Source organism: Bradyrhizobium sp. WBOS08 (assembly GCF_024585125.1).
In the GTDB taxonomy this organism is placed as follows: Bacteria; Pseudomonadota; Alphaproteobacteria; order Rhizobiales; family Xanthobacteraceae; genus Bradyrhizobium; species Bradyrhizobium japonicum_B.
This window is the reverse complement of record NZ_CP028988.1, coordinates 2135813-2156370: the sequence shown is the minus strand read 5'-3', so window position 1 is coordinate 2156370 and position 20558 is coordinate 2135813. Positions and strand designations below refer to the sequence as shown.

Sequence of the window (20558 nt, the reverse complement as noted above, 5' to 3'; positions counted from 1 at the left end):
GCCTCTCGACACATTGATCAATCTTGATTACATGAATCAATATGAAAAATCGGGAAGGACTCTATCTCTCGGCCCGGGAGGCCGCGGCCGAACTCGCGATCTCGCCGGCCACGCTCTACGCCTACGTCAGCCGCGGCCTGATCCGCTCCGAGCCGACGCCGGATTCGCGGAAGAACCGCTACCGCGCCGAGGACGTCCGGGCGCTGAAGGAGCGCCGGGTGCCGTCGCCGGAGCCGCGTGGCCTGCGCAGCTTCGATGCCGACCTGCCGGTGATGGACACCGAGATCTCGACCATCACGGAGGAGGGCGCGATCTATCGCGGCGTCAACTGCGTCGATCTTTCCGAGAACGGCACGCTGGAGCACGCCGCGACGCTGCTCTGGGATGTCTCCGACGTCGATCCTTTCGCCGCCGACAACCAACCTGAGCTCTCCGAGGAGATGCGCGCGATCGCCGCGGCCGCACGCCGCGCGGCGCCGATCGACCGCGCCATCGCCGTGTTCGCGCTGGCCGCCAGCACCGATCCCCGCGCCTTCACCCGCGCGCCCGACGGCCGCGCCATGGTGGGCGGGCGCATCGTCCGGCTGCTGGTGGCGACCATGCTCAATGCCGAGCCCTCGGCCGAGCCGTTGCATCAGCAGGTCGCAACCGCCTGGGCGCCAGACCACAAGCATGCGCCCGACCTGATCCGCCGCGCCCTCGTCCTGCTCGCCGATCACGAGCTGAACGCCTCGACCTTCACCGCGCGTTGCGCGGCCTCGACCGGCCTCAACCTGTACGATGCCGTCATCGCCGGCCTTGCCGCGTTGAAAGGGCCGCAGCATGGCGGCGCCGGCGTGCTGGCCTCGCAGCTCGTCAAGACGCTGATCGACCGCGACGTCGAGCCCATGGTGCGCGAGCGCGTCGCGCTCGGTGAGCGTTTTGCCGGCTTCGGCCACGGCGTCTACAAGCGCGGCGATCCCCGCGCGCAGTCGCTGCTCAACGCGCTGTCCCGCGCCGGCGCGCCGCGCAAATTCACCCGCGAGGTGCCGGAGCGCATCGCGGAAGCCACCGGTGAATTCGTCAACATCGATTATGCGCTCGCCGTGCTCGTGCACGCGCTGCGCCTGCCCGGAGGCAGCGAGCTCGCGCTGTTCGCGATGGCCCGCAGCGTCGGCTGGATCGCCCATGCCAGCGAGCAGTTGCAGCACGGGAAGCTGATCAGGCCGAGGGCAAGGTATGTCGGGCCTGCGCCGGGGAAGAGGGTGGGGACCGCTGGTTAGAACCTCTGCGAGTGCCTCGCTCTCCGCTGTCGTCCCTGCGAACGCAGGGATCCATAACCCCAGGGAGCAGTTTGGCGACGATGAGTCGTTCGGTACTCCTGTCTGTTGCAATCCATAGATCACGCGGTATGGGTCCTTGCGTTCGCAGGGACGACACCTTTGGTGTGGCGCTGCTTTGCTATGGCGTCTTCCTACGTCCGCGGCTTCGCCGCCGCGGCACCACCGCCGTTCCGCCGGCGATAGATCCCCACCGCAACGCCCGCCACGATCGCAACCCCAACCACGGTCAGCATCCAGATATGCTTGCCGACATGCCCATGAAGATGCAGCCCGGCATATTCGTGCAGGGCCAAGACCGCCAGCACGCCCGGCAGCACATGGGCGGGCGCCCAGGCCAGGATCGCCGGGATGTTCACCGCGTAGAATTTTGCGGGCGCCATGCCGAGCGCGCCGGCGGTCACGGGGACGAAGGCCCGGATCGGCGGCACGAAGCGGGCGAAGAACACGGCCCAGGTGCCGAAGCGGTTGAAGAAGCTCTCGCTCTCGGCGACCACGCGCGGGTAGTTGGTCAGCGGCCAGGTGTTGAGGATCTCGCGCTGGCGCCGGTGACCGATCCAGTAGGCTGAGCCGTCGCCGAGCACGGCGCCGAGCGCGGCCGCCAGCAACACCCATTGCAGCTTGAGTTCGCCGCCCGGCACCAGGGCGCTCAGCGCCAGGATGATGGTCGAGCCGGGGATCACCGAGCCCACCACCGGGACGGCTTCGAGCAGCGCCGCCAGGAACAGGGTCAGATAGGCCAGCCACGGATGGGCGGAGACGAAGGAGATGAGGGGATCGAGAAAGGACGTCACGTCGTCTCTGGCGGGCTGGAGCACGGGGCTTTCCGACCCTACATAAGTAAGGGCACGCGGCCAAAGCGCCATTCGCGTGGGCGGGTCCCCCGCGAACCCGCCTGAATTTGGGCATGATTCGCAAGGCAGCCCTCCAAAAACTGCGATCCTTGCCTATCTAAATGAAAAGACAACGGAACTTTGATTGGCGGGCGGGCTTCTGCCGGCCACCCGTCTCTGATAGGTTGATTTTCAGCACCCAGCCGCAGCCAACGTGCGAATAACCGGTTTCGGGACCGCCCGGGACCTCGGAGGATTGATGACGACCGCCGCCATGTCCAAAGTTGAGGAAGTTTCCGGTCTGCCCGACATGAAGGTGTCGGTGCGCCAGGTGTTCGGGATCGACAGCGATCTCGAAGTCCCCGCCTATTCCGAAGTCGATCCTCATGTGCCCGAAGTCGATTCCGACTACCGCTTCGACCGCGCCACCACGCTCGCCATTCTCGCGGGCTTTGCCCGCAACCGCCGCGTCATGGTGACCGGCTATCACGGCACCGGCAAATCCACCCATATCGAGCAGGTCGCAGCCCGCCTGAACTGGCCCTGCGTGCGCGTCAACCTCGACAGCCACATCAGCCGCATCGACCTCGTCGGCAAGGACTCCATCGTGGTCCGCGACGGCAAGCAGGTCACCGAATTCCGCGACGGCATCCTGCCCTGGGCGCTGCAGCACAACGTCGCGCTGGTGTTCGACGAATACGACGCCGGCCGCCCCGACGTGATGTTCGTGATCCAGCGCGTGCTCGAAGTCTCCGGACGCCTGACGCTGCTGGACCAGAACAAGGTGATCAAGCCGCATCCGGCGTTCCGCCTGTTCGCCACGGCCAACACGGTCGGTCTCGGCGACACGTCGGGCCTCTATCACGGCACCCAGCAGATCAACCAGGGCCAGATGGACCGCTGGTCGATCGTCACCACGCTGAACTATCTCAGCCATGACGAGGAGGTGGAGATCGTGCTGGCCAAGGCCAAGCACTATCGCACCAGCGAAGGCCGCGACATCGTCAACAAGATGGTGCGCCTCGCCGATCTCACCCGCAACGCCTTCGCCAACGGCGACCTGTCGACGGTGATGAGCCCGCGCACGGTGATCACCTGGGCGGAGAATGCCGACATCTTCGGCGATATCGGCTTCGCGTTCCGCGTCACCTTCCTCAACAAGTGCGACGAGCTCGAGCGTCCCCTGGTCGCCGAGTTCTACCAGCGCTGCTTCAACGCCGAGCTGCCGGAATCGGCGGTCAACGTGGCGCTGAGCTAATCTCTCACGGTGTGTCGTCCCGGCGAAGGCCGGGACCGATGCCGCGTGATGTCTCGATTGAAACGACGCTGATAGTTTCCTGACACAAGAGCGGCCGGTGGTTATGAGTCCCGGCGTTCGCCGGGACGACAGATAGGGTCAGATGACCACCTCCAACTCCAAATTCCGCAGCAGCAAGGAAGCGCCGACCGAGCCGTTCAAGCGCTCGGTTGCCTCCTGCCTGAAGGCGATCGCCAAGGCGCCGGAGCTCGACGTCTCCTTCGCCGCCGAGCGGCCGGGCCTCGCGCCTGGCAAGGCGCGGCTGCCCGAGCCGGCGCGCAAGATGACCAAGCGGGATGCCGCGATCGTGCGCGGCCATGCCGATTCCATCGCGCTCAAGCTCGCCTGTCACGACGCCAAGCTGCATCGCAAGCTGATGCCGGGCAATCCGCAGGCGCGCGGCGTGTTCGAGGCGGTGGAGCAGGCGCGGGTCGAGGCGATCGGCGCGCGCCGCATGGCGGGCGTGGCCAAGAACCTCACCGCGATGCTCGACGATCATTTCCATCGCGGCAAGTTCGACGAGATCACCGACCGCGCCGACGCGCCCTTGGCGGACGCGCTGGCGATGCTGGTGCGCGAGCGCCTCACCGGCATGGCGCCGCCGACCGCCGCGAAGAAGATGGTCGACCTCTGGCGTCCGATCCTCGAAGACAAGATCGGCAAGCGGCTCGACCGGCTCGATACGCTGGTCGAGGACCAGACCAGGTTCGGCGATGCCGTGCATGACCTCTTGACCGCGCTCGAGCTCGGCGACGAGCGCAACGCCGACAGCGAGGACGACGAAAACGACGACGAGAACCAGGACGGCGACAACGACCAGTCGGGCGCGGAAGGCTCGCCCGATTCCGATGCCGCGCAGGAGATGAGCGCCGACCAGGCCCAGGCGAGCTCGGAGGAGATGAGCGAGAGCGCGATGGAAAGCGCGCAGGCCTCGACCTCCGACAGCTTCGACGACGGCGAGCTCGGCGACGACGAGACGCCGGGCGAGGCGACGCGTCCGAACCAGCACGGCAAGAACGAGCCGCGCGGGCCGGAATATCACGCCTTCGCGCCCAAGTTCGACGAGGTGATCGCCGCCGAGGACCTCTGCGACCACGACGAGCTGGAGCGGCTGCGCGCCTATCTCGACAAGCAGCTCGCGCATCTGCAGGGCATCGTCGCCCGCCTCGCCAACCGCCTGCAGCGCCGGCTGATGGCGCAGCAGAACCGCGCCTGGGAGTTCGACCTCGAGGAGGGCATCCTGGACCCCGCACGGCTGTCGCGCGTCGTCACCGATCCCTATCACCCGCTATCCTTCATGCACGAGAAGGAGGCGACGTTCCGCGACACCGTGGTGACGCTGCTGCTCGACAATTCCGGCTCGATGCGCGGGCGCCCGATCACGGTCGCCGCCACCTGCGCCGACATCCTGGCGCGCACGCTGGAGCGTTGCGGGGTCAAGGTCGAGATCCTCGGCTTCACCACGCGCGCCTGGAAGGGCGGGCAATCGCGCGAGGCGTGGCTGGCCGCCGGCAAGCCGGCCAATCCCGGCCGCCTCAACGATCTCCGCCACATCATCTACAAGTCCGCCGACGCTCCCTGGCGCCGTGCGCGAAAGAATCTCGGCCTGATGATGCGCGAGGGGCTGCTCAAGGAGAACATCGACGGCGAGGCGCTGGACTGGGCGCACAAGCGCCTGCTCGGCCGGCCCGAGCAGCGCAAGATCCTGATGATGATCTCGGACGGTGCGCCGGTCGACGATTCCACGCTGTCGGTCAATCCCGGCAATTACCTCGAGCGGCACCTGCGCCACATCATCGAGGAGATCGAGACCCGCTCGCCGGTCGAGCTGATCGCGATCGGCATCGGCCATGACGTGACGCGCTATTATCGCCGCGCGGTGACGATCGTGGATGCCGAGGAGCTCGGCGGCGCCATCACCGAGAAGCTCGCCGAGCTGTTCAGCGAGACCGCGACGGCGCCCACGCAAGCACCCGCTCGCCCGCGACGCAAACTGCATTCGTGAGCACGCATTCATCCCGCCGCAGCTTTCTTCGGTACGCTGCGGCGGGATTCTCCACCCTCGCAGTCTCCCGCATCGCGCTGGCGCAAGCCGCGGCCGAGCCGCCGCCGCGCCCGCTCCAGATCGAGAACGCCGTCACCGATCCGGTCAGCGTCGAGGTCAATGCGCGCGCCATTCCCAATTTCGAGCCGCGCGATCGCACGCGGACGCGCTTCGGCTCGCTGGAGTACCGCAGCGGCCTGGTGCTGACCTCGCCCTATCGCGGCTTCGGCGGCCTGTCAGGCATCCGGCTCGATGCCAGGGGCGAGCGCTTCCTCGCGGTCTCCGACCAGGGCGGCTGGTTCACCGGCCGCATCCGCTATGCCGACGGCAAGATGACCGGGCTGGACGAGGTCGAGGCCGCGCCGCTGTTAGGAGCCGAGGGCCGGCCGATCACCGAGAAGCGGCTGTGGTGGGATTCGGAAGCGATCGCGCGCGACGGCAGCCTCGTCTATGTCGGGCTGGAGCGCGTCAACCAGATCCTGCGCTATGATTTTGCCAAGGGCGGCACGCGCGCCCGCGGCGAGGTGATGCCGGTGCCGGCGGGCGTGCGCAAGCTTCCCTCCAACAAGGGGCTGGAGGCGCTGGTCGTCGTGCCCAAAGGCAAAGACCAGCCGCTCGCGGGCACCCTGATCGCCTTCTCCGAGCGCGGCCTCGACGCCGACGGCAATCTGACGGCATTCCTGATCGGCGGCCCCACGCCCGGGCAGTTCAGCGTGCGCCGCATCGACAAATACGACATCAGCGACGCCGTTTTACTGCCTTCCGGCGAGCTGCTGATCCTCGAGCGCAAGTTCTCCTGGTTCACCGGCGTCAACATCCGCATCCGCTCGATCCCCCTGAAGGCGATCGCGCCGGGCGCGCTGGTCGACGGCCCCGCGCTGTTCGTCGCCGATCTCGGCCACGAGATCGACAACATGGAAGGCATCGACGCCCACGTCACGCCCGAGGGCGAGACCGTGCTGACGCTGATCTCCGACGACAATTTCTCGATGTTGCAACGGACCCTGCTGCTGCAATTCACGCTGGCGGAGTAGGGCGGGCACCGTCTCTCCTCCGTCATTGCGAGGAGCTCTTGCGACGAAGCAATCCAGGATCCCTCCGCGGCGGCAGACTGGATTGCTTCGCTTCGCTCGCAATGACGCGTGGAGGCGGTCTGGACCAAGCCAACAGCGCAATGCGTGGCGCCACTACCCGCCATTCCCCCGCGCGCCTAGCAATCCGCGCGTCCCCCACTACACTCTCTTCGACTGCCCCCCATTCCGGAACTCCCCCGCATGTCCGTCCTGTTCTCCCCGATCAAGCTGCGCGGCCTGACCTTGAAGAACCGCCTCGTGGTGTCGCCGATGTGCCAATATTCGGCCCATGACGGCGTCGCCAACGACTGGCACTTCACCCACATCAACAATCTCAGCCTGTCGGGCGCGGCGATGTTCTGCATCGAGGCGACCCATGTCGAGGCGATCGGTCGCATCACGCCGGGCTGCCTCGGGCTCTACAGCGATGCCTGCGAGGCCGCGCTCGCGCCGATCCTCGCCTCGGTGCGCAAGCATAGCTCCACCGCGATCGCGATGCAGCTTGCCCATGCCGGCCGCAAGGCGAGCAGCGCGCGGCCCTGGGACGGCGGCCAGCTGATTCCGCAAAGCCAGGGCGGCTGGCAGACGGTGGGCCCATCGGCGGTGCCGCACAAGGAAGGCGAGGCTTCTCCGCTGGCGCTCGATGCCGCGGGCCTGAAGCGCATCCGTGAGGCTTTCGTCGACAGCACGAAGCGCGCCGCGCGCCTCGGCATCGACGCCATCGAGGTCCATGGCGCGCACGGCTATCTCCTGCATCAATTCCTGTCGCCGATCTCCAACAAGCGCACCGACGAATATGGCGGCAGCCTGGAGAACCGCATGCGCTTTCCGCTCGAGGTGTTCGACGCGGTGCGCGCCGCCTTTCCCGCGGACAAGCCGGTCGGCATGCGGGTGTCCTCGACCGACTGGGTCGAGGGCGGCTGGGACCTTGAGCAAACCATCGCCTTCGCCAACGCCTTGAAGGCGCGCGGCGTCGACTGGATCGATGCCTCCTCCGGTGGCGTCTCGCCGCTGCAGAAGATCCCGCTCGGCCCCGGCTACCAGGTGCAGTTCGCAGAAGCGATCAAGCGCGAGACGGGCCTGCCCACCATCGCCGTCGGCCTGATCACGGAAGCCGGGCAGGCCGAGGAGATCGTCGCGTCGGGCAAGGCCGACATGGTCGCGCTCGCCCGCGGCATGCTCTACGACCCGCGCTGGGCCTGGCACGCCGCCGCCGAGCTCGGCGGCGAGGTCGAAGCCCCGCCGCAATATTGGCGCTCGCAGCCCTCCACGCAAAAGGCGCTGTTCGGCAAGACTACGTTCGGGGCGCGGTAGCTTCTTCACCTCTCCCCGCTTGCGGCAGGGCAGTCGCAAATGGTGTGCACGATGCGGCGGCATCGGCAGTCGGCTCCCTCCCCCGCTTGCGGGGGAGGGTTGGGGAGAGGGTGTCTCCGCGCTGGGACTATTGAGATTAACTGAGGATGTCCCCGAGTGGCGAGAGCCCTCACCCGCCGCGCGCGGGACGATGCTTTGCATCGCCCGGGGCGCGTCGGCCTCTCCCGCAAGCGGGAGAGGCGGAGCAAGCCAGCGGTCCTCGTGAAATCCATACGCGATTGCCCTGCCGCTTGCGGAGAGAGGGAGTTCACACCGCCATATCCGGAACTCCCCTGAGCTTCCACGTCCTCCAAAACTGGCCTAACCTCCGTCTCACGATGCATCACGGAGGCCCGCCCATGCGCTATCCCGTCCGCAAAACGGCTCATATCTTCGAGCGTGTCGGCCTCGCGATGGCGGGCGCCGCGTGCGGGCTGTTCATCGGGGCCCATGTGGGATCGGAGATCCCGCAGCTCACCACGCAGGGCTTCCTGCTGCTGATGATGCTGCTCGGCGCCGTCGGCTTCTATCTCGGCATCGACACGCCGCAAATGCCGTTCGACGACGCGCACAGCCAGATCGACGCCGCCGAATTCATGAGCTCCGCCGGCACGTTGTTCGCCACGCTCACCGCCTTCGTCTCCGTCGTCGTCATCGTGCTCCGGCTCGATCCGCACATGGGCTGGACCTGGCTCGTCTTCGCCGGCTGGATCGCCGGCGTCGCCATGCAGATCGTCGCCGGCGCCAAGGCCAGGATGCGGAAGTAGCGTCTCTTCACCCTCCAGGGCAGGGCAATCGCATATGGGAGCGATCTCGCCTGTGGCCATCCTTCGAGACGCCCGCCGTTGGCGGGCCCTCAGGATGAGGACCAGGCGCGCGGCACCAGTTTCAAAGAGCACCAATGCTGCTTAGCCTCATCCTGAGGAGACCGCGACAGCGGTCGTCTCGAAGGACGAGGCGCGCGCTCTGGTCTCGCAAAGCGCCCTCCAGGGGAGGGTAAGAAAGACGCTAAAACACCACGCCCACCCTTGTGCCGCGCTTCCAGGCGATGCGGCAGCGTTTCCTGGTGTTGACGTGCAGCAGCTCGAAGCGGTCGGGGATGTTGACCTGGCCGCCGAGATCGACGCAGGCCCCGCCCGGCGAATAATCGATCAGCGTGCAGGGGATCACCGGCGCGCGCGCATCGGTGATGATCTTGGCCTGGCGCGACACCAGCCCGGCCGGCTTCACGCGGGCATATTTGCGTGGGAATTGCGGCAAGTCTCCTCCAGCTCCGCTCGCGGCATGATCCGGAAAAGTGTGAAGCGGTTTTCCGGAAGGATCATGCCGAACCACAAGTTTCGTGGCGTGTTCGAGAGACCATGATGGAAGGCAGATGATGCGATCCGGCTAAGGCGCGCGGGAGAATTTTAATGAAAAGTATCGGCGACGGGAGAATGTAGCGGTAGCGGGCCACCCTCCGAGGCCATCGCACATGGAGGCGATTTCGCTTGCGGCCATCCTTCGAGACGCCCGCCGTTGGCGGGCCCTCAGGATGAGGACCGGGTGCGCGGCATCTGTTTCGACGAGCACCCATGCTGCTGAGCCTCATCCTGAGGAGACCGCTGAAAGCGGTCGTCTCGAAGGACGAGGCGCGCGCTCAGATCCTGCACAGCGGGAAATGCGATAGCACTGCCTCCACCCCGTCATTGCGAGCGCAGCGAAGCAATCCAGAAATGTATCCGCGGCGGTCGTCTGGATTGCTTCGTCGCAAGGGCTCCTCGCAATGACGCGGTGAGAGCGGCGCGCCCCCATCACCCCCTCACGCTTTCCCCCGCCGGCTCCACCCGCGGCGCCACCGGCATCGGCACCGTCACATAATCCTTCGGCAAATTCACCGGCCGATACTCCGGCTCCACCGCCATCCGCTTCAGCACGCTCTCATGCACATGCGCGCCGTCGGGAATCAGGCGCGGCTCGCAATCGGGGATGTAGAAGCCGAACACCACCTTCCGCTCCGGCCACTCCCGGTACTTCGCGCGCTTCGGAATGTACTCCAGCAGCCGCCAGGCGGCCGTCATCGAATTGTGCAGCTCGCCGGTCTTGCCGGCATAGGCCGGCGCGACATAGTGAAACGGCGAGTTCTTGCGCGGGATGCCCCAGGCGAGCTGCTTGATGGTCGCCGGGTTGAAGTTCAGCCCCGCCTTCTCCGCCTCGTCCAGCATCCACAGCAGCGGATATTTCGATTCGCCGCTCTCGGCCTCCGGATAGCCGCCGCCGACGTCGCTGTGCACGCCGGCGAACCACACCTGCAGGATGTCCTGCGGTACCTTCTTTTCATCAGGCACGTAGCGGTTGCTCCAGAACTCCTGCGGCTCCCAGTACTTCTTGAGGCGGAACATGCAGCGGCGCTCGTCGATCGCGATCGCCTGCCGGAAAATCCTGACGCTCGGGTTGCGCAGCGTGAAGGCGAGCTCCTCCAGGCTCGGCCAGAACAGCCGGTCGGCGCGCGGCACGATCACGCTCGCCACCGTGTCCCACACGCCGATGAAGTGGATGGTCGGCCAGCGCGTCGAGGTGATGCGCGCGAACTGCGCGGCGAGATCGAATTCGTCCTTCGGCAGCGCCCCCTGGTCGTCGAACGCGACGTTCTCGACGTCCTCGATGGCGTTGCCGCGCCCGGTGCCGGAATATTGCTTGTAGGCGACGAGGCCGCTGCCTGCGAGGTTCGCCTGCTCCGGCCGGATCAGGCCGATCTTGTGGATCAGCCCCGCCAGCACGCGCACCGTGTAGGCCCCGCGCGAAAAGCCGAACAGATAGATGCGGTCGCCCGGCGCGTAATGCTCGACCAGGAAGCAATAGGCCGAGAGCACGTTGTCATCGAGCCCGTAGCCGGTGGCGAGCCCCAGCACCAGGTTGACGTTGGCCTTGAGGCGATGCCACGTCGTCGGCTCCGTCACCGTGCCGACCCCGGGATCGTAAAACACCATCTGCCGCGGCTGCGTCCTGTCCGTCTTGCGCAGGCAGCGATACAGCTTCAGGACGTTGGAGATGTTCTCCGAGATCTCGTTGCCGGTGCCGTCACAGCAGATGACGAGGTTTTTCGGGGCGGGGTGGGGGGCGGCTTCGCGCGCGGTGTCCATCGGATGCGCCTCGGGGGGATGCTACCGGGGCGAGTATAGCGGAAAAGGAGTGTGGCCATAGATCATGGCTTCCAGATTCTTTCATAGGCGATCTTTGCCATAAGTGCGGCTCGTTCTGTGATCTCCTTGGTGGTCCACTGAGTGGCGCCTTTCAAGACGTGATCGAGCGGAATGCCCGCTTCCAAAAGAAGCTTCTTCTTCGCCGTGAATTCCTTGTTCCTAAGTTTTTCATTTAGATCTTTTGAAACGAAGATAAGATTTCCGATGTTCCCGGGATCAAGCTTTGACGATTTTTGGCCTGAAGGATTCTCCGGGGCAATATGTTCGATAGTCATCTTTTCGTAGTCGGCACTCTTATCAATCCTGAAGTGATGGTCCATCTTCTCAAGGATATATCTAACAATTGGACGCTGCTTGCTATCGCTTGACAAAAAGCGAACCTCAACAAATTGCGCAACGAACGTGGTTTCCTCTGGGATACGCTCGCAAAGCTTTTTTCGAAACATTTGGAGATGTGATGCGCGCTTTTGCGCCGAGGTCTCTGTGTACAAATCGCGAGCTGCTGCCGCATACATGAATGATATCCCCCCAGAAGATGAGAGGGAGGCGATAGCGGTATGTTGGAAGTGGAACGATTCAATCGCATGAAGCGTCGCTCTAAGTTGCTTAAGCGAGATAAAGTCCATGGAGTGGGCTCGCAGCAGAGCAATGACGAGGGGAGTTGGCTGCCGGACACGAAAGGTCTGTAATGCTGCCAGCGACCTCGCAATAGGACGTTCCTCGGTTGACCACTCGAAGGCGCTTGGATCAAAAATGCGGCGATATGTTTCAACGCCCTCCTCTAGATCTCTCAGAAACTGCTTGGCATTCTGCTTTCCAATCTTAGATCGAATTCTTTTGAAGAGAGTCTTCAGGGATGTGTAATCTTCGCGCGAAAGCCAAAAGTGGTGCACGTAGTTCGACATGTCTAATTCGGATTGAGATATCTCTTCTGCAATATGATTCCAGCGTTTGCGTGTCGCATCGACGTCTGCCGAGCTTGCAGGAAGGAGGCGAGCAAGATGGTTCTTCAGTAAGTCTTGTACAGCGAGGTCTTTGCCCCGAGTGTTGAGAGTTTCGAAGATGATGTAAGCTTCGTCTTCATTGTCGAGCTGAATAATGATCACTTGCAGATCAAGCAATCGATCACGAAGGCTCTGTAGGGCGTTCCGAATTGCTACTTTTCTTTGAATGGATTTTTTCTCGGAATGACTTTCGACGATCTCTCGAAATTTTTGTCGTGCATACTCGTAAGCGCCGGCCATTCCCTCTTCCTCCGAACTCGCGGCATCATCGAGTTCAGGCGAATTGAAGCTTTGGATGCGATCCTGGAAATAGGGGTACGAAGTTTCTGTAAGCAAGACATATCGGAATTCATCGTTGATATCTTTGCGCTGAATTACATTTTGGATTCCCTTTGCAAGACTTGCCTCACCTGTGTCTCGAAGCGAGTCGCGAAGAGCAGCGAGGAATATTGTCAAGGTAGTCAAGCGCTGTTGGCCATCTACTACAAATGTCTCGTTTGCCTTCTTGTAGAAGACCATGGAGCCAATGAAGTAGCTCGAAGCAGTGCCTTCGAGCACATCCGTCCAGAACTCCTCGATGTTGCCGCGATCCCAGGAGTACGGTCGTTGAAATCGAGGTATCTTGTAAAAGGCGGATTGGAACATCACTCGGATAGTTGACTCTGACGGTTTGATATTCATCCTCTCCCTCACTTCGAACTGAAAAAGTATGTGCGTGCTTGGCAGCCCAAGATTCGAGACAAAAGCAAATTGGCACAACTTTTGCGGCAGTAAAAGCTAATGGCGCTCGCTTTGGGTGATACTAATGGCTGAGGGAAAAGCGAAATCTATTCGAGTTCGCAAGACCCCAATTTCGTCGGCCACACGTTCGCAGATGATGCGGAGCATAAGAAAGACCGACACTACGCCGGAGCTGGTGGTCCGAAAATTGCTGCGTGGGCTAGGTGCGCGCTACCGCCTTCACGCGCGAGATTTGCCGGGCAGCCCCGACATAGTCATGCGCAAGAAAAAGAAAGCTATCTTGGTGCATGGCTGCTTCTGGCACCAGCACAGTGGTTGCAAGCTCGCAAAACGTCCTTCAGCCCGCCCCGAGTACTGGCTCCCAAAGCTTGCACGCAATCAAGAACGCGATCGCTTAGCGCTCGCTGCTCTCTCCGAATTGGGCTGGAGCACCCTTGTTGTTTGGGAATGCGAGCTTGCAGAGCTGGAAGTGCTAAGGGGTAAGCTCAAAGAATTCCTCGGCGCCTAGTCCTTCCCGCGAAACAGCGCGATAGCCTCTGCCGGTTCCGGGGTGGGCTTCGTGCTCGCCTCGGAGTGGAAGGTACTCCGCCGGAACAGGTGCGACTTCCACAGCGGCGGGGATTGGTGCCTTTGATGGCTTGATCGCAAGCCCGAGTGGTCCCTTGACCGCACGGCTTAGCAATTGAGAGCTGATTTCACGCGCGAGGACTTCGGCGAGCAACGAGGGGACTGCATTCCCGAGCTGACGTTGAGCATCTGCATAAGTACCAGAGATCCGAACGTCATCCGGGAATGTCTGCAGGCGCGCCATCTCACGGACGCTCAGTAGCCTGTTGTCCCAGTGAAACGGACCTGTTGCTGGGCCAGGCTGCGCTTGAATCGTCCAGGAGGGAGAGTTCTTTGCAAGCTTCAAGAGAAACGACCAGTAGCGGCGTCTCCAGCCGAATAACGGCTCTCCGCCCCCTCGTTCCGTGTGCCAAAGATAGTTCTGGCCTTCCGGAATGCTGGGCAGGAGGTTCGCCCACTTACCCTTCATGCGCAGTGAGACGGTCTCAGATTTCGAAAGTCGAACGGATCGCAATGCATCCCAAGCGGTGAGATGCCGCTGCTGGCTTTTTAGAAGCTCGACAGAGGAAGCGTGAGTTGGCGCTGGGAAGCGGAACGGGGAACCGTCGCGGCTTCCGACAATAAATAATCTGCGGCGCAACTGCGGAACACCAAAGTCGGCAGCATTGAGCACAGCGGTGGATATGGCGTAGCTTGTACCGCGTTTGGCATTGATTTCCTCAAGCCGACGGCGAATGTGCTGAAGTCCCTCGTCCTTACCTTTGAACCCAAGGCCTTCGACGTTCTCCATGAGGAACGCCCTAGGCTGTGTCTCCTCCAAGACTCGTAAGTAATTTTCCAGCGTGGATGCTCTGGGGTCTGCGAGTCTCTTCGTCGAGCCGGTAGCCCAAAAGCCGGACTTTGAGAACGGTTGACATGGGGGCCCGCCAATCAACATGTCGGGCTGGCCACAGCGTAGCCTGGCTTTACCCAGAATCTCGTCCGTCCTGATGGAGTTGATATCCCCTTGGATGGTCGGCCATTTACGATTCGCCCGAAGCGTCTCGATGCAACGCTCGTCCATCTCGACTGCCACTGCCGTTCGAAATCCGGCAGCCTCGAAGCCGTAATCCAGCCCGCCGGCTCCGGTGTACAAGCTGATCGCGGTGAGCTTCTTCATGGCGCTATGATGTTCGCTGCGGCTTGAAAGATCGGTATTGGATCAGATTGCCAATTGTTGTCGATTCGCAGATTGCTTGAAAGCTTTCCATCACACTTTCGATGGGGCGGCAGACTTTGTGGAAGTATGTATCGAAATTCCCAACTCTCGGTCACAGCATGCAAGCAAGCTGCCACCACATGAAAGTCTGTCGGTGCGTAATAGCGTGAGCAAGGATCTTTCTTCGACGCACGCGTCCTTTGGAAATCCAGCCTTGGTAAGTTGTTGCTGTCAGTCTGTCGCAGCACGTTCTTGCATTCAATAGTGAGTAAGGGTCCCTCATCCAACCGTACATGAAGATCGGCGGCACCTTCCTTGTTGATGGGCTCACAATACGTAATTCCAGGTGTGCCGGAGAGAACATCCCTGAGATGTCGCTCGGCTACCCAGCCGCGAACAGCCATCTTGAGGCGTTGAGCATTGGCGATGACGTCTAGGACCTCGCCTGGTCCCAAACCCAGCTCTTGGGCGAGCGGATGCTGGGGGACATCAGTCAAGGTGAGGCTGGCGCCTGACAACAAAGGAACCTGAGCAAACAATTCTCGCTTTTGGGCAAGCAGCTGGCGGTTCCCTGGATCAAGCCTTAGGGCGGCTCGCTCAAATCTGATCAGATCGAGGAAGTGCTCCTTTGTGCCTCCGATCATCACTTCGACCGGTTCATCCTCCCGATTGATTCGGCTTCTCTCCCATGTAGCCCAGCCGTCGCGCTTGATGTCGTCGGCATTCTGGTCCTTGAATTCAATCCGGATAAAGAACTTCGTTGGATTGTGTAGCTCGGGATCAACTGCGACGAAGAAGTCTTCATCTGGTGAGATTCCCAAGAATATCGTTGTGAGCAGACCAAGTGGATCTTGGTAAATCTCGTGAAGATTGTTCTCGAGCTTGCTCCCATACTTGACTTGGAAGCTTCGTTCATCGTCCGGCCGATTTTTTGTAGGTGTTCTTGTGGCGAGAAAGGCGTACGCGACGACGCCCATTCGTTCGCCGGCCAGTGTTTCGAACGCGATCACAAAGGGCGCGCGGTCCGGCTCCGAGGCATAGATGATCCGGCAGCCGCGCGCTTCAAGCGCTTCGCGCATGAATCGAACGAGCGGTTCGCGATCCGATCTCTGAACGCGATACGTCCTCGGCCCTTCAAACATCATGGAAGCTTCCGCATTGGCTTCGGTCCAAGTCGTCTCGCCAATTATCGAGGAGACCTTCGCCTGCGGCTAGAGGAAATGCCATCTTGCAATCGAGCGGCGGCGTCTTCTTCACAAACAAAAACGGCCGGATCTCCCGATCCGGCCGCTACTCAAACTCTTACTCGGCTAAGCCTACGCCACGCGACGCAACCTAGCCCCCGCCCAATTCCGTAAAACTCAGCTCGCCTTCTTCGCCGGCGCGGTCGATGGGCCGACCTTCTTCTGGATGGCGCGCTTCAGCTCGAGGGCGCGCGGGGAGAGCGCGTCGGCGTTGGCCTTGAGCAGGAAGGCATCGAGGCCGCCATTGTGGTCGACGCTCTTCACCGCGTTGGTGGAGACGCGCAGGCGCACGTTGCGCTCCAGGGCTTCCGAGATGAACGTCACGTTGACGAGGTTCGGCAGGAAGCGGCGCTTGGTCTTGATGTTGGAATGGCTGACCTTGTGGCCGACGAGGGGGCCCTTGGCCGTCAGTTCGCAGCGGCGAGACATGGCAGAAATCCTTATGCTTCGAACCCCCAACGGGTGCGGCCGCCATTTTGGGCGCCACGGGGGCAAATTCTTTTGTCCTTGCAGGGAGCGGGCGGACGTATAGCAGATGCTGTCCAGGATGCCGAAGGCACCGGCAACGCCGGCGCAACGCGTCCTGGACTGCATCGAGCACGGCGCTACCATATCGCTCAAGGGCGATCTCCCCTTGACCACGGGTAGGAGGTCCTACGGCACCGGCCGTTGACTCAATCCGCCACGATCTTCACACGGTCGCGCACTTTCACCTGCGCGGTGCGATCGAGGCCGTTGAGCACGCGGAAGCGCTCGGCGGGATGATCGACGCCGGACATGCGGTGGGACAGCGATTCCACGGTATCGCCGGGCTGCACGGTGATGACCTTGATGCGCAGCGGGCGGGCGGCCTGGATCTCGTCGAGCGTCAGGCGGCGGAACGACTGGACGGTCTCGCGCGCGTTGCGCTCGCTCTCGGTCGATTTCTGCCTTGCCGCGAAGATGAAGCGATAGACGTCGCTGCCGAAGCGCAGCGCGTAGACCTTGAACTGCCACTGGTCGCCCTTGGCGGTGGCGGACGCGGCCGGGAAGCCGTTGATGGTGATGTCCTCGGTGGAGGACTTCTCGACGCCCTCCATCCAGCCGGAGTTCAGATAGTCGCCGAGCGACTGTTCGGCCGGCACGCGCACCACGTCGAAACGCATCGCCTGGGCGCCGCCCTCGCGCACGCCGATCACGGCCTGCGCGGTGTTGTCGAGCGTGAAATTCTCCGGCGCCTGGAAGGTGAAGCCAAGCTTCGGATGCAGGAAGCGGCGGCCGCGGACGAAACCTTCGCTGGGGTCTTCGCCGTAGACGAGGTTGTCGATCGCGGCGAGATAGCTCTCGCGGTCGCGCTCGGCGCCTTCCGGCGCAGTGTATTGCCGCGCGATGTTCTGCGCGTTCTGCACGCGCTCCGGGGTTGCCGGGTGCGACGAGGTGAAATCCTGCGCGCGCGGATCGAGCGAGGACTTGCCGGCCTTCAGCTCGGCATTGCGCTCCATCGCCGAGAGGAAGCGCGCCGCACCGTAGGGATCGAAATGCGCCTTGGCGGAGATACCGACGCCGATTCCGTCGGCCTCGAGCTCCTGCTTGCGCGAGAAGCTCGCCATGGTGAGCTTGGTCTTGGCCAGCGCCAGCGCGGTGAGATCGGGATCGTTGCTCATGTCGGTGACGACGCGGGTGACGATCGCGGCCTGGCGCGCCTGGTCCTCGCGCATCGCCGCGTGCTTGGACAGCACATGCGCCATCTCGTGGCTGAGCACGGAGGACAGTTCCGAGGTGTCGCTCGCCAGCGCCAGCAGCCCGCGCGTGACGTAGAGCTGGCCGTTCGGCAGCGCGAAGGCGTTTACCGCGCCGGAATTGAGGATGGTGACCTTGTAGCCCTGGTCGGGACGGTCGGACGCCGCTACCAGCCGGTCGACGGTCTTGCTGACGAGCGCTTCGAGCCTGGGATCGTCATAGGTCCCGCCATAGCTCGCCAGGATGCGCTCGTGCTCCTTCTCGGTGGCGGGGGTCTGCGCGACGGCCGGCTTGGGCTTGGGCATCGCGACGGCCGGAGGGGTCGCGGCAGCCTGGAACCGGCCCATATCGCCGCAACCCGCCAGCGCTGTGCTCAGGACGAGGCCAAGCGCAGCCGACGCAGCCCGCAGGCGGCGGCCATCACCTCGTCCGTGCCGTTCTAGCACCCCATTCACGTCGCTTAATCCGTGTCCGGCCTACCTTAAGGCCTTACCCCTGTCGGCTCGTTTGCGCCCAGCAACTCGACCTGCCCTACGAGGCGTATGTCGATGCGCGGCCCCGTATTCCCCTCGACCCAGCCCCGAACTCGAATACGCTTGTTCTCCAAGGACTTAAGGGAAATTCCAGCGCTTTCAAACGCCGGCAGCGTGCGCTTGGAGATAGTCGCCGCAAAGCCTCGTGTCCAGCTTCGTCCGAAGTTGAGGTAGGTCGTTGCCCCAGCTTGCCGGACAGACAGGACTTTGCCCTCGACCACCACAAAGCGCCCGATCCCTGCCAAAATATCGTCCGGACTTTCCGCGTTTTTTATGGCCGACGGGTCAGTCCAACTGCCCATTTTTTGGCGCCGCGCCGCTGCTTCCGACGCCTTCAGGGCGGCCGCGCAGTCGTTGTCCGTGATCTCGGCGGAGACCATGGCCTCGCCCTGGGCCAGCAGCATGGCCTGCACCGGATTGTCGCTTTCGCCGATGAAGACCAGCGCACCCTGGCGGCCATAGCGGTCCGGCGTGTCGTCGCTGCCGCGGAGCCTGACGTCGCGGCCGGCGAGCAGCGACACCAGCGCCTGCTTCGTCGTCGCCATGGGCTCGATCCCCATGAGACGGATTTCGCGGCCGTCGTCGAGACGGAAGCTGCGCGCATCGACGATGGCGGCGACGCGGCCTTCGCCCTGGGACTCGAACTGGCACGGCGCAGCAAACGCGGTGTGACCCACGATGAGAAGAAAGACGACGCTGAGATGAAGCAGTTGCGTCACGTGACCCGGAGAGGTTGCGTTGCGCGCCGACCATAACTCAAGCGAGGTGGGTCGCGAAGGGGCTTCTACGCCCTCCGTCATTGCGAGCGCAGCGAAGCAATCCAGAGTCTTTCCGCGGAGAGATTCTGGATTGCTTCGTCGCAAGAGCTCCTCGCAATGACGGCGGAGGCGCTCTTCCGCATCTCACCATTCCGCTTTGCGGAAAACATGCGCGGCAATTCGTGCGCATCGCCGCTCGCGCTTGCTGCGCTGTTGCGCATGCGGCATGATTGCGGCAATAGCGATAGTCAGAACCAGCCAAGAGCAATAACCAAGCCGCCATCAGAGCACGGCGCGATAAGGGAGATCGTTTTCCATGAAGACTGTTTTGTCGGGCATTTTTGCCGCTGCATTTGCCCTCAATGCGAGCGCCGCGCAGGCCCAGGACAAGCCGCCTCTCAAGATCGGCGGCATCCTGGACATGTCGAGCCTCTATGCCGACATCACCGGCGCCGGCAGCGAGACCGCGGCCAAGATGGCGGTGGAGGACTTCGGCGGCGAAGTGCTGGGGCGCAAGATCCAGGTGCTCGCGGCCGACCATCAGAACAAGGCCGATCTCTCCGGCAACATCGCCCGCGACATGCTCGACAATCAGGGCGTCGAGATGATCTACGACGTCGCGGCCTCCGCGACCGCGCTTGCGGCCGGCGAGATCGCAAAAGCGCGCAACAAGATCATCATGTTCAACGGTCCGGGCTCGATCCGCCTCACCAACGAGGCCTGCGGTCCCTACACCATCCACTACGTGTTCGACACCTACGGCCAGGCCAATGTGACCGGTCTTGCGGCGGTGAAGACGGGCCTCGACAGCTGGTACTTCCTCACGGCCGACTACGCCTTCGGCCAGGACCTGGAGAAGGACACCAGTGCCGTCGTGACCAAGACCGGCGGCAAGGTGCTGGGCAGCGTGCGCCATCCGCTCAACACCTCGGATTTCTCGTCCTTCCTGCTGCAGGCGCAGGCCTCCAAGGCCAAAGTGATCGGGCTCGCCAATGCCGGCGGCGACACCGTCAACGCCATCAAGCAGGCGGCCGAGTTCGGGATCATGAAGGGCGGCCAGAAGGTCTCGCCGCTGCTCGTCTTCGTCACCGACATCGACTCGATCGGCCTCGAGACCGCGCAGGGGCTGCTGCTGGCGGAAGCGTTCTACTGGGACATGAACGACGAGACCCGCGCCTTCTCCAAGCGCTTCCAGGAGCGCGTGAAGCGGCCGCCGACCTCGGCGCAGGCCGGAGTCTACTCCTCCGTCACGCATTACCTGAAGGCGGTGAAGGCGGCCGGCACGACCGACGCGGCGACCGTGATGAAGCTGATGAAGGAGACGCCGATCAACGACTTCTTCGCCAAGAACGGCAAGATCCGCGAGGACGGCCGCATGATCCACGACATGTACCTGTTCGAGGTGAAGAAGCCGTCGGAGTCGAAGGGCCGCTGGGACGATTACAAGCTGCTCGCCACCGTGCCCGGCAACGAGGCGTTCCAGCCGCTGGAGCAGTCGCGCTGTCCGCTGGTGAAGAAGTGACGGCGTGAGCCGACGTGGCAAAAAGCGCGCCCAACAACAGTTCGTCATCCCGGGGCGCGACGAAGTCGCGAGCCTGGGATCCATCGGGCCGCAGTGACTGTTGAGAGATGGATTCCGGGCTCGCGCCAAGGGGCGCGCCCCGGAATGACGGAGCAAAACAACAAGGGAGAC

17 protein-coding genes are annotated in these 20558 nt (G+C 63.1%); 8 read left to right on the top strand and 9 right to left on the bottom strand.

Annotation, left to right across the window (positions count from 1 at the left end):
- Positions 1–41 precede the first annotated feature (41 nt).
- Positions 42–1262, top strand: coding sequence for a citrate synthase family protein (locus DCM80_RS10410; RefSeq protein ID WP_257196879.1), 1221 nt, complete (start codon positions 42–44; stop codon positions 1260–1262).
- Positions 1263–1453: 191 nt separating this feature from the next.
- Here DCM80_RS10410 and DCM80_RS10405 read toward each other — a convergent pair whose 3' ends face one another.
- Positions 1454–2113, bottom strand: a complete 660-nt coding sequence (locus tag DCM80_RS10405; RefSeq protein ID WP_257196878.1) for a DedA family protein — start codon at positions 2111–2113, stop codon at positions 1454–1456.
- A gap of 313 nt (positions 2114–2426) precedes the next feature.
- Between DCM80_RS10405 and cobS the strand changes: the two genes are divergently transcribed.
- From cobS to DCM80_RS10380, 5 genes are all read left to right on the top strand, one after another.
- Positions 2427–3410 (top strand): cobaltochelatase subunit CobS, encoded by a 984-nt coding sequence (gene cobS, locus DCM80_RS10400; protein ID WP_373568102.1) that lies wholly within the window; start codon positions 2427–2429, stop codon positions 3408–3410.
- A gap of 142 nt (positions 3411–3552) precedes the next feature.
- Positions 3553–5454, top strand: a complete 1902-nt coding sequence (cobT, locus tag DCM80_RS10395) for a cobaltochelatase subunit CobT (protein WP_257196877.1) — start codon at positions 3553–3555, stop codon at positions 5452–5454.
- Positions 5451–6527: an esterase-like activity of phytase family protein gene (locus tag DCM80_RS10390; RefSeq protein ID WP_257196876.1), complete on the top strand. Its 1077-nt coding sequence runs from the start codon at positions 5451–5453 to the stop codon at positions 6525–6527. The genes cobT and DCM80_RS10390 overlap by 4 nt, the downstream gene beginning before the upstream one ends.
- 240 nt (positions 6528–6767) lie before the next feature.
- Positions 6768–7880, top strand: a complete 1113-nt coding sequence (locus tag DCM80_RS10385; RefSeq protein ID WP_257196875.1) for an NADH:flavin oxidoreductase/NADH oxidase — start codon at positions 6768–6770, stop codon at positions 7878–7880.
- A gap of 398 nt (positions 7881–8278) precedes the next feature.
- Positions 8279–8686 (top strand): hypothetical protein, encoded by a 408-nt coding sequence (locus DCM80_RS10380; protein ID WP_257196874.1) that lies wholly within the window; start codon positions 8279–8281, stop codon positions 8684–8686.
- 241 nt (positions 8687–8927) lie between these two features.
- Here the strand turns inward: DCM80_RS10380 and DCM80_RS10375 are convergent, their stop codons facing one another.
- The 3 genes from DCM80_RS10375 to DCM80_RS10365 all read right to left on the bottom strand — a co-directional run bounded on the left by DCM80_RS10375 (position 8928) and on the right by DCM80_RS10365 (position 12786).
- Complete coding sequence (locus DCM80_RS10375; RefSeq protein ID WP_257178699.1) at positions 8928–9179, bottom strand: PilZ domain-containing protein; 252 nt, start codon at positions 9177–9179, stop codon at positions 8928–8930.
- Between the two features lie 533 nt (positions 9180–9712).
- Positions 9713–11041: a DUF2235 domain-containing protein gene (locus DCM80_RS10370; protein ID WP_257196873.1), complete on the bottom strand. Its 1329-nt coding sequence runs from the start codon at positions 11039–11041 to the stop codon at positions 9713–9715.
- Positions 11042–11103: 62 nt separating this feature from the next.
- Positions 11104–12786 (bottom strand): DUF262 domain-containing protein, encoded by a 1683-nt coding sequence (locus tag DCM80_RS10365; RefSeq protein WP_257196871.1) that lies wholly within the window; start codon positions 12784–12786, stop codon positions 11104–11106.
- A gap of 124 nt (positions 12787–12910) precedes the next feature.
- Here DCM80_RS10365 and DCM80_RS10360 point away from each other — a divergent pair, with 124 nt between their 5' ends.
- Positions 12911–13354: a very short patch repair endonuclease gene (locus DCM80_RS10360; RefSeq protein ID WP_257196870.1), complete on the top strand. Its 444-nt coding sequence runs from the start codon at positions 12911–12913 to the stop codon at positions 13352–13354.
- Here the strand turns inward: DCM80_RS10360 and DCM80_RS10355 are convergent.
- From DCM80_RS10355 to DCM80_RS10335, 5 genes are all read right to left on the bottom strand, one after another.
- Positions 13319–14572 (bottom strand): DNA cytosine methyltransferase, encoded by a 1254-nt coding sequence (locus DCM80_RS10355; protein WP_257196869.1) that lies wholly within the window; start codon positions 14570–14572, stop codon positions 13319–13321. The genes DCM80_RS10360 and DCM80_RS10355 overlap by 36 nt on opposite strands.
- A complete protein-coding gene (locus DCM80_RS10350; RefSeq protein ID WP_257196868.1) occupies positions 14569–15756 on the bottom strand; it encodes a hypothetical protein in 1188 nt (395 codons plus the stop codon). Before DCM80_RS10350 ends, DCM80_RS10355 begins: the two co-directional genes overlap by 4 nt.
- Positions 15757–15972: 216 nt before the next feature.
- The gene (gene rpmB, locus DCM80_RS10345) at positions 15973–16284 is read right to left on the bottom strand and encodes a 50S ribosomal protein L28 (protein ID WP_247550343.1); all 312 of its coding nucleotides are present in this window, start codon (positions 16282–16284) and stop codon (positions 15973–15975) included.
- Between the two features lie 245 nt (positions 16285–16529).
- Positions 16530–17921 (bottom strand): M48 family metalloprotease, encoded by a 1392-nt coding sequence (locus DCM80_RS10340; protein WP_257196867.1) that lies wholly within the window; start codon positions 17919–17921, stop codon positions 16530–16532.
- 134 nt (positions 17922–18055) lie between these two features.
- Positions 18056–18907: a thermonuclease family protein gene (locus tag DCM80_RS10335; RefSeq protein ID WP_257196866.1), complete on the bottom strand. Its 852-nt coding sequence runs from the start codon at positions 18905–18907 to the stop codon at positions 18056–18058.
- Between the two features lie 274 nt (positions 18908–19181).
- Between DCM80_RS10335 and DCM80_RS10330 the strand changes: the two genes are divergently transcribed.
- On the top strand, positions 19182–20387 hold the full coding sequence (locus DCM80_RS10330) for an ABC transporter substrate-binding protein (RefSeq protein WP_257196865.1): 1206 nt from the start codon (positions 19182–19184) through the stop codon (positions 20385–20387).
- Positions 20388–20558: the final 171 nt, after the last annotated feature.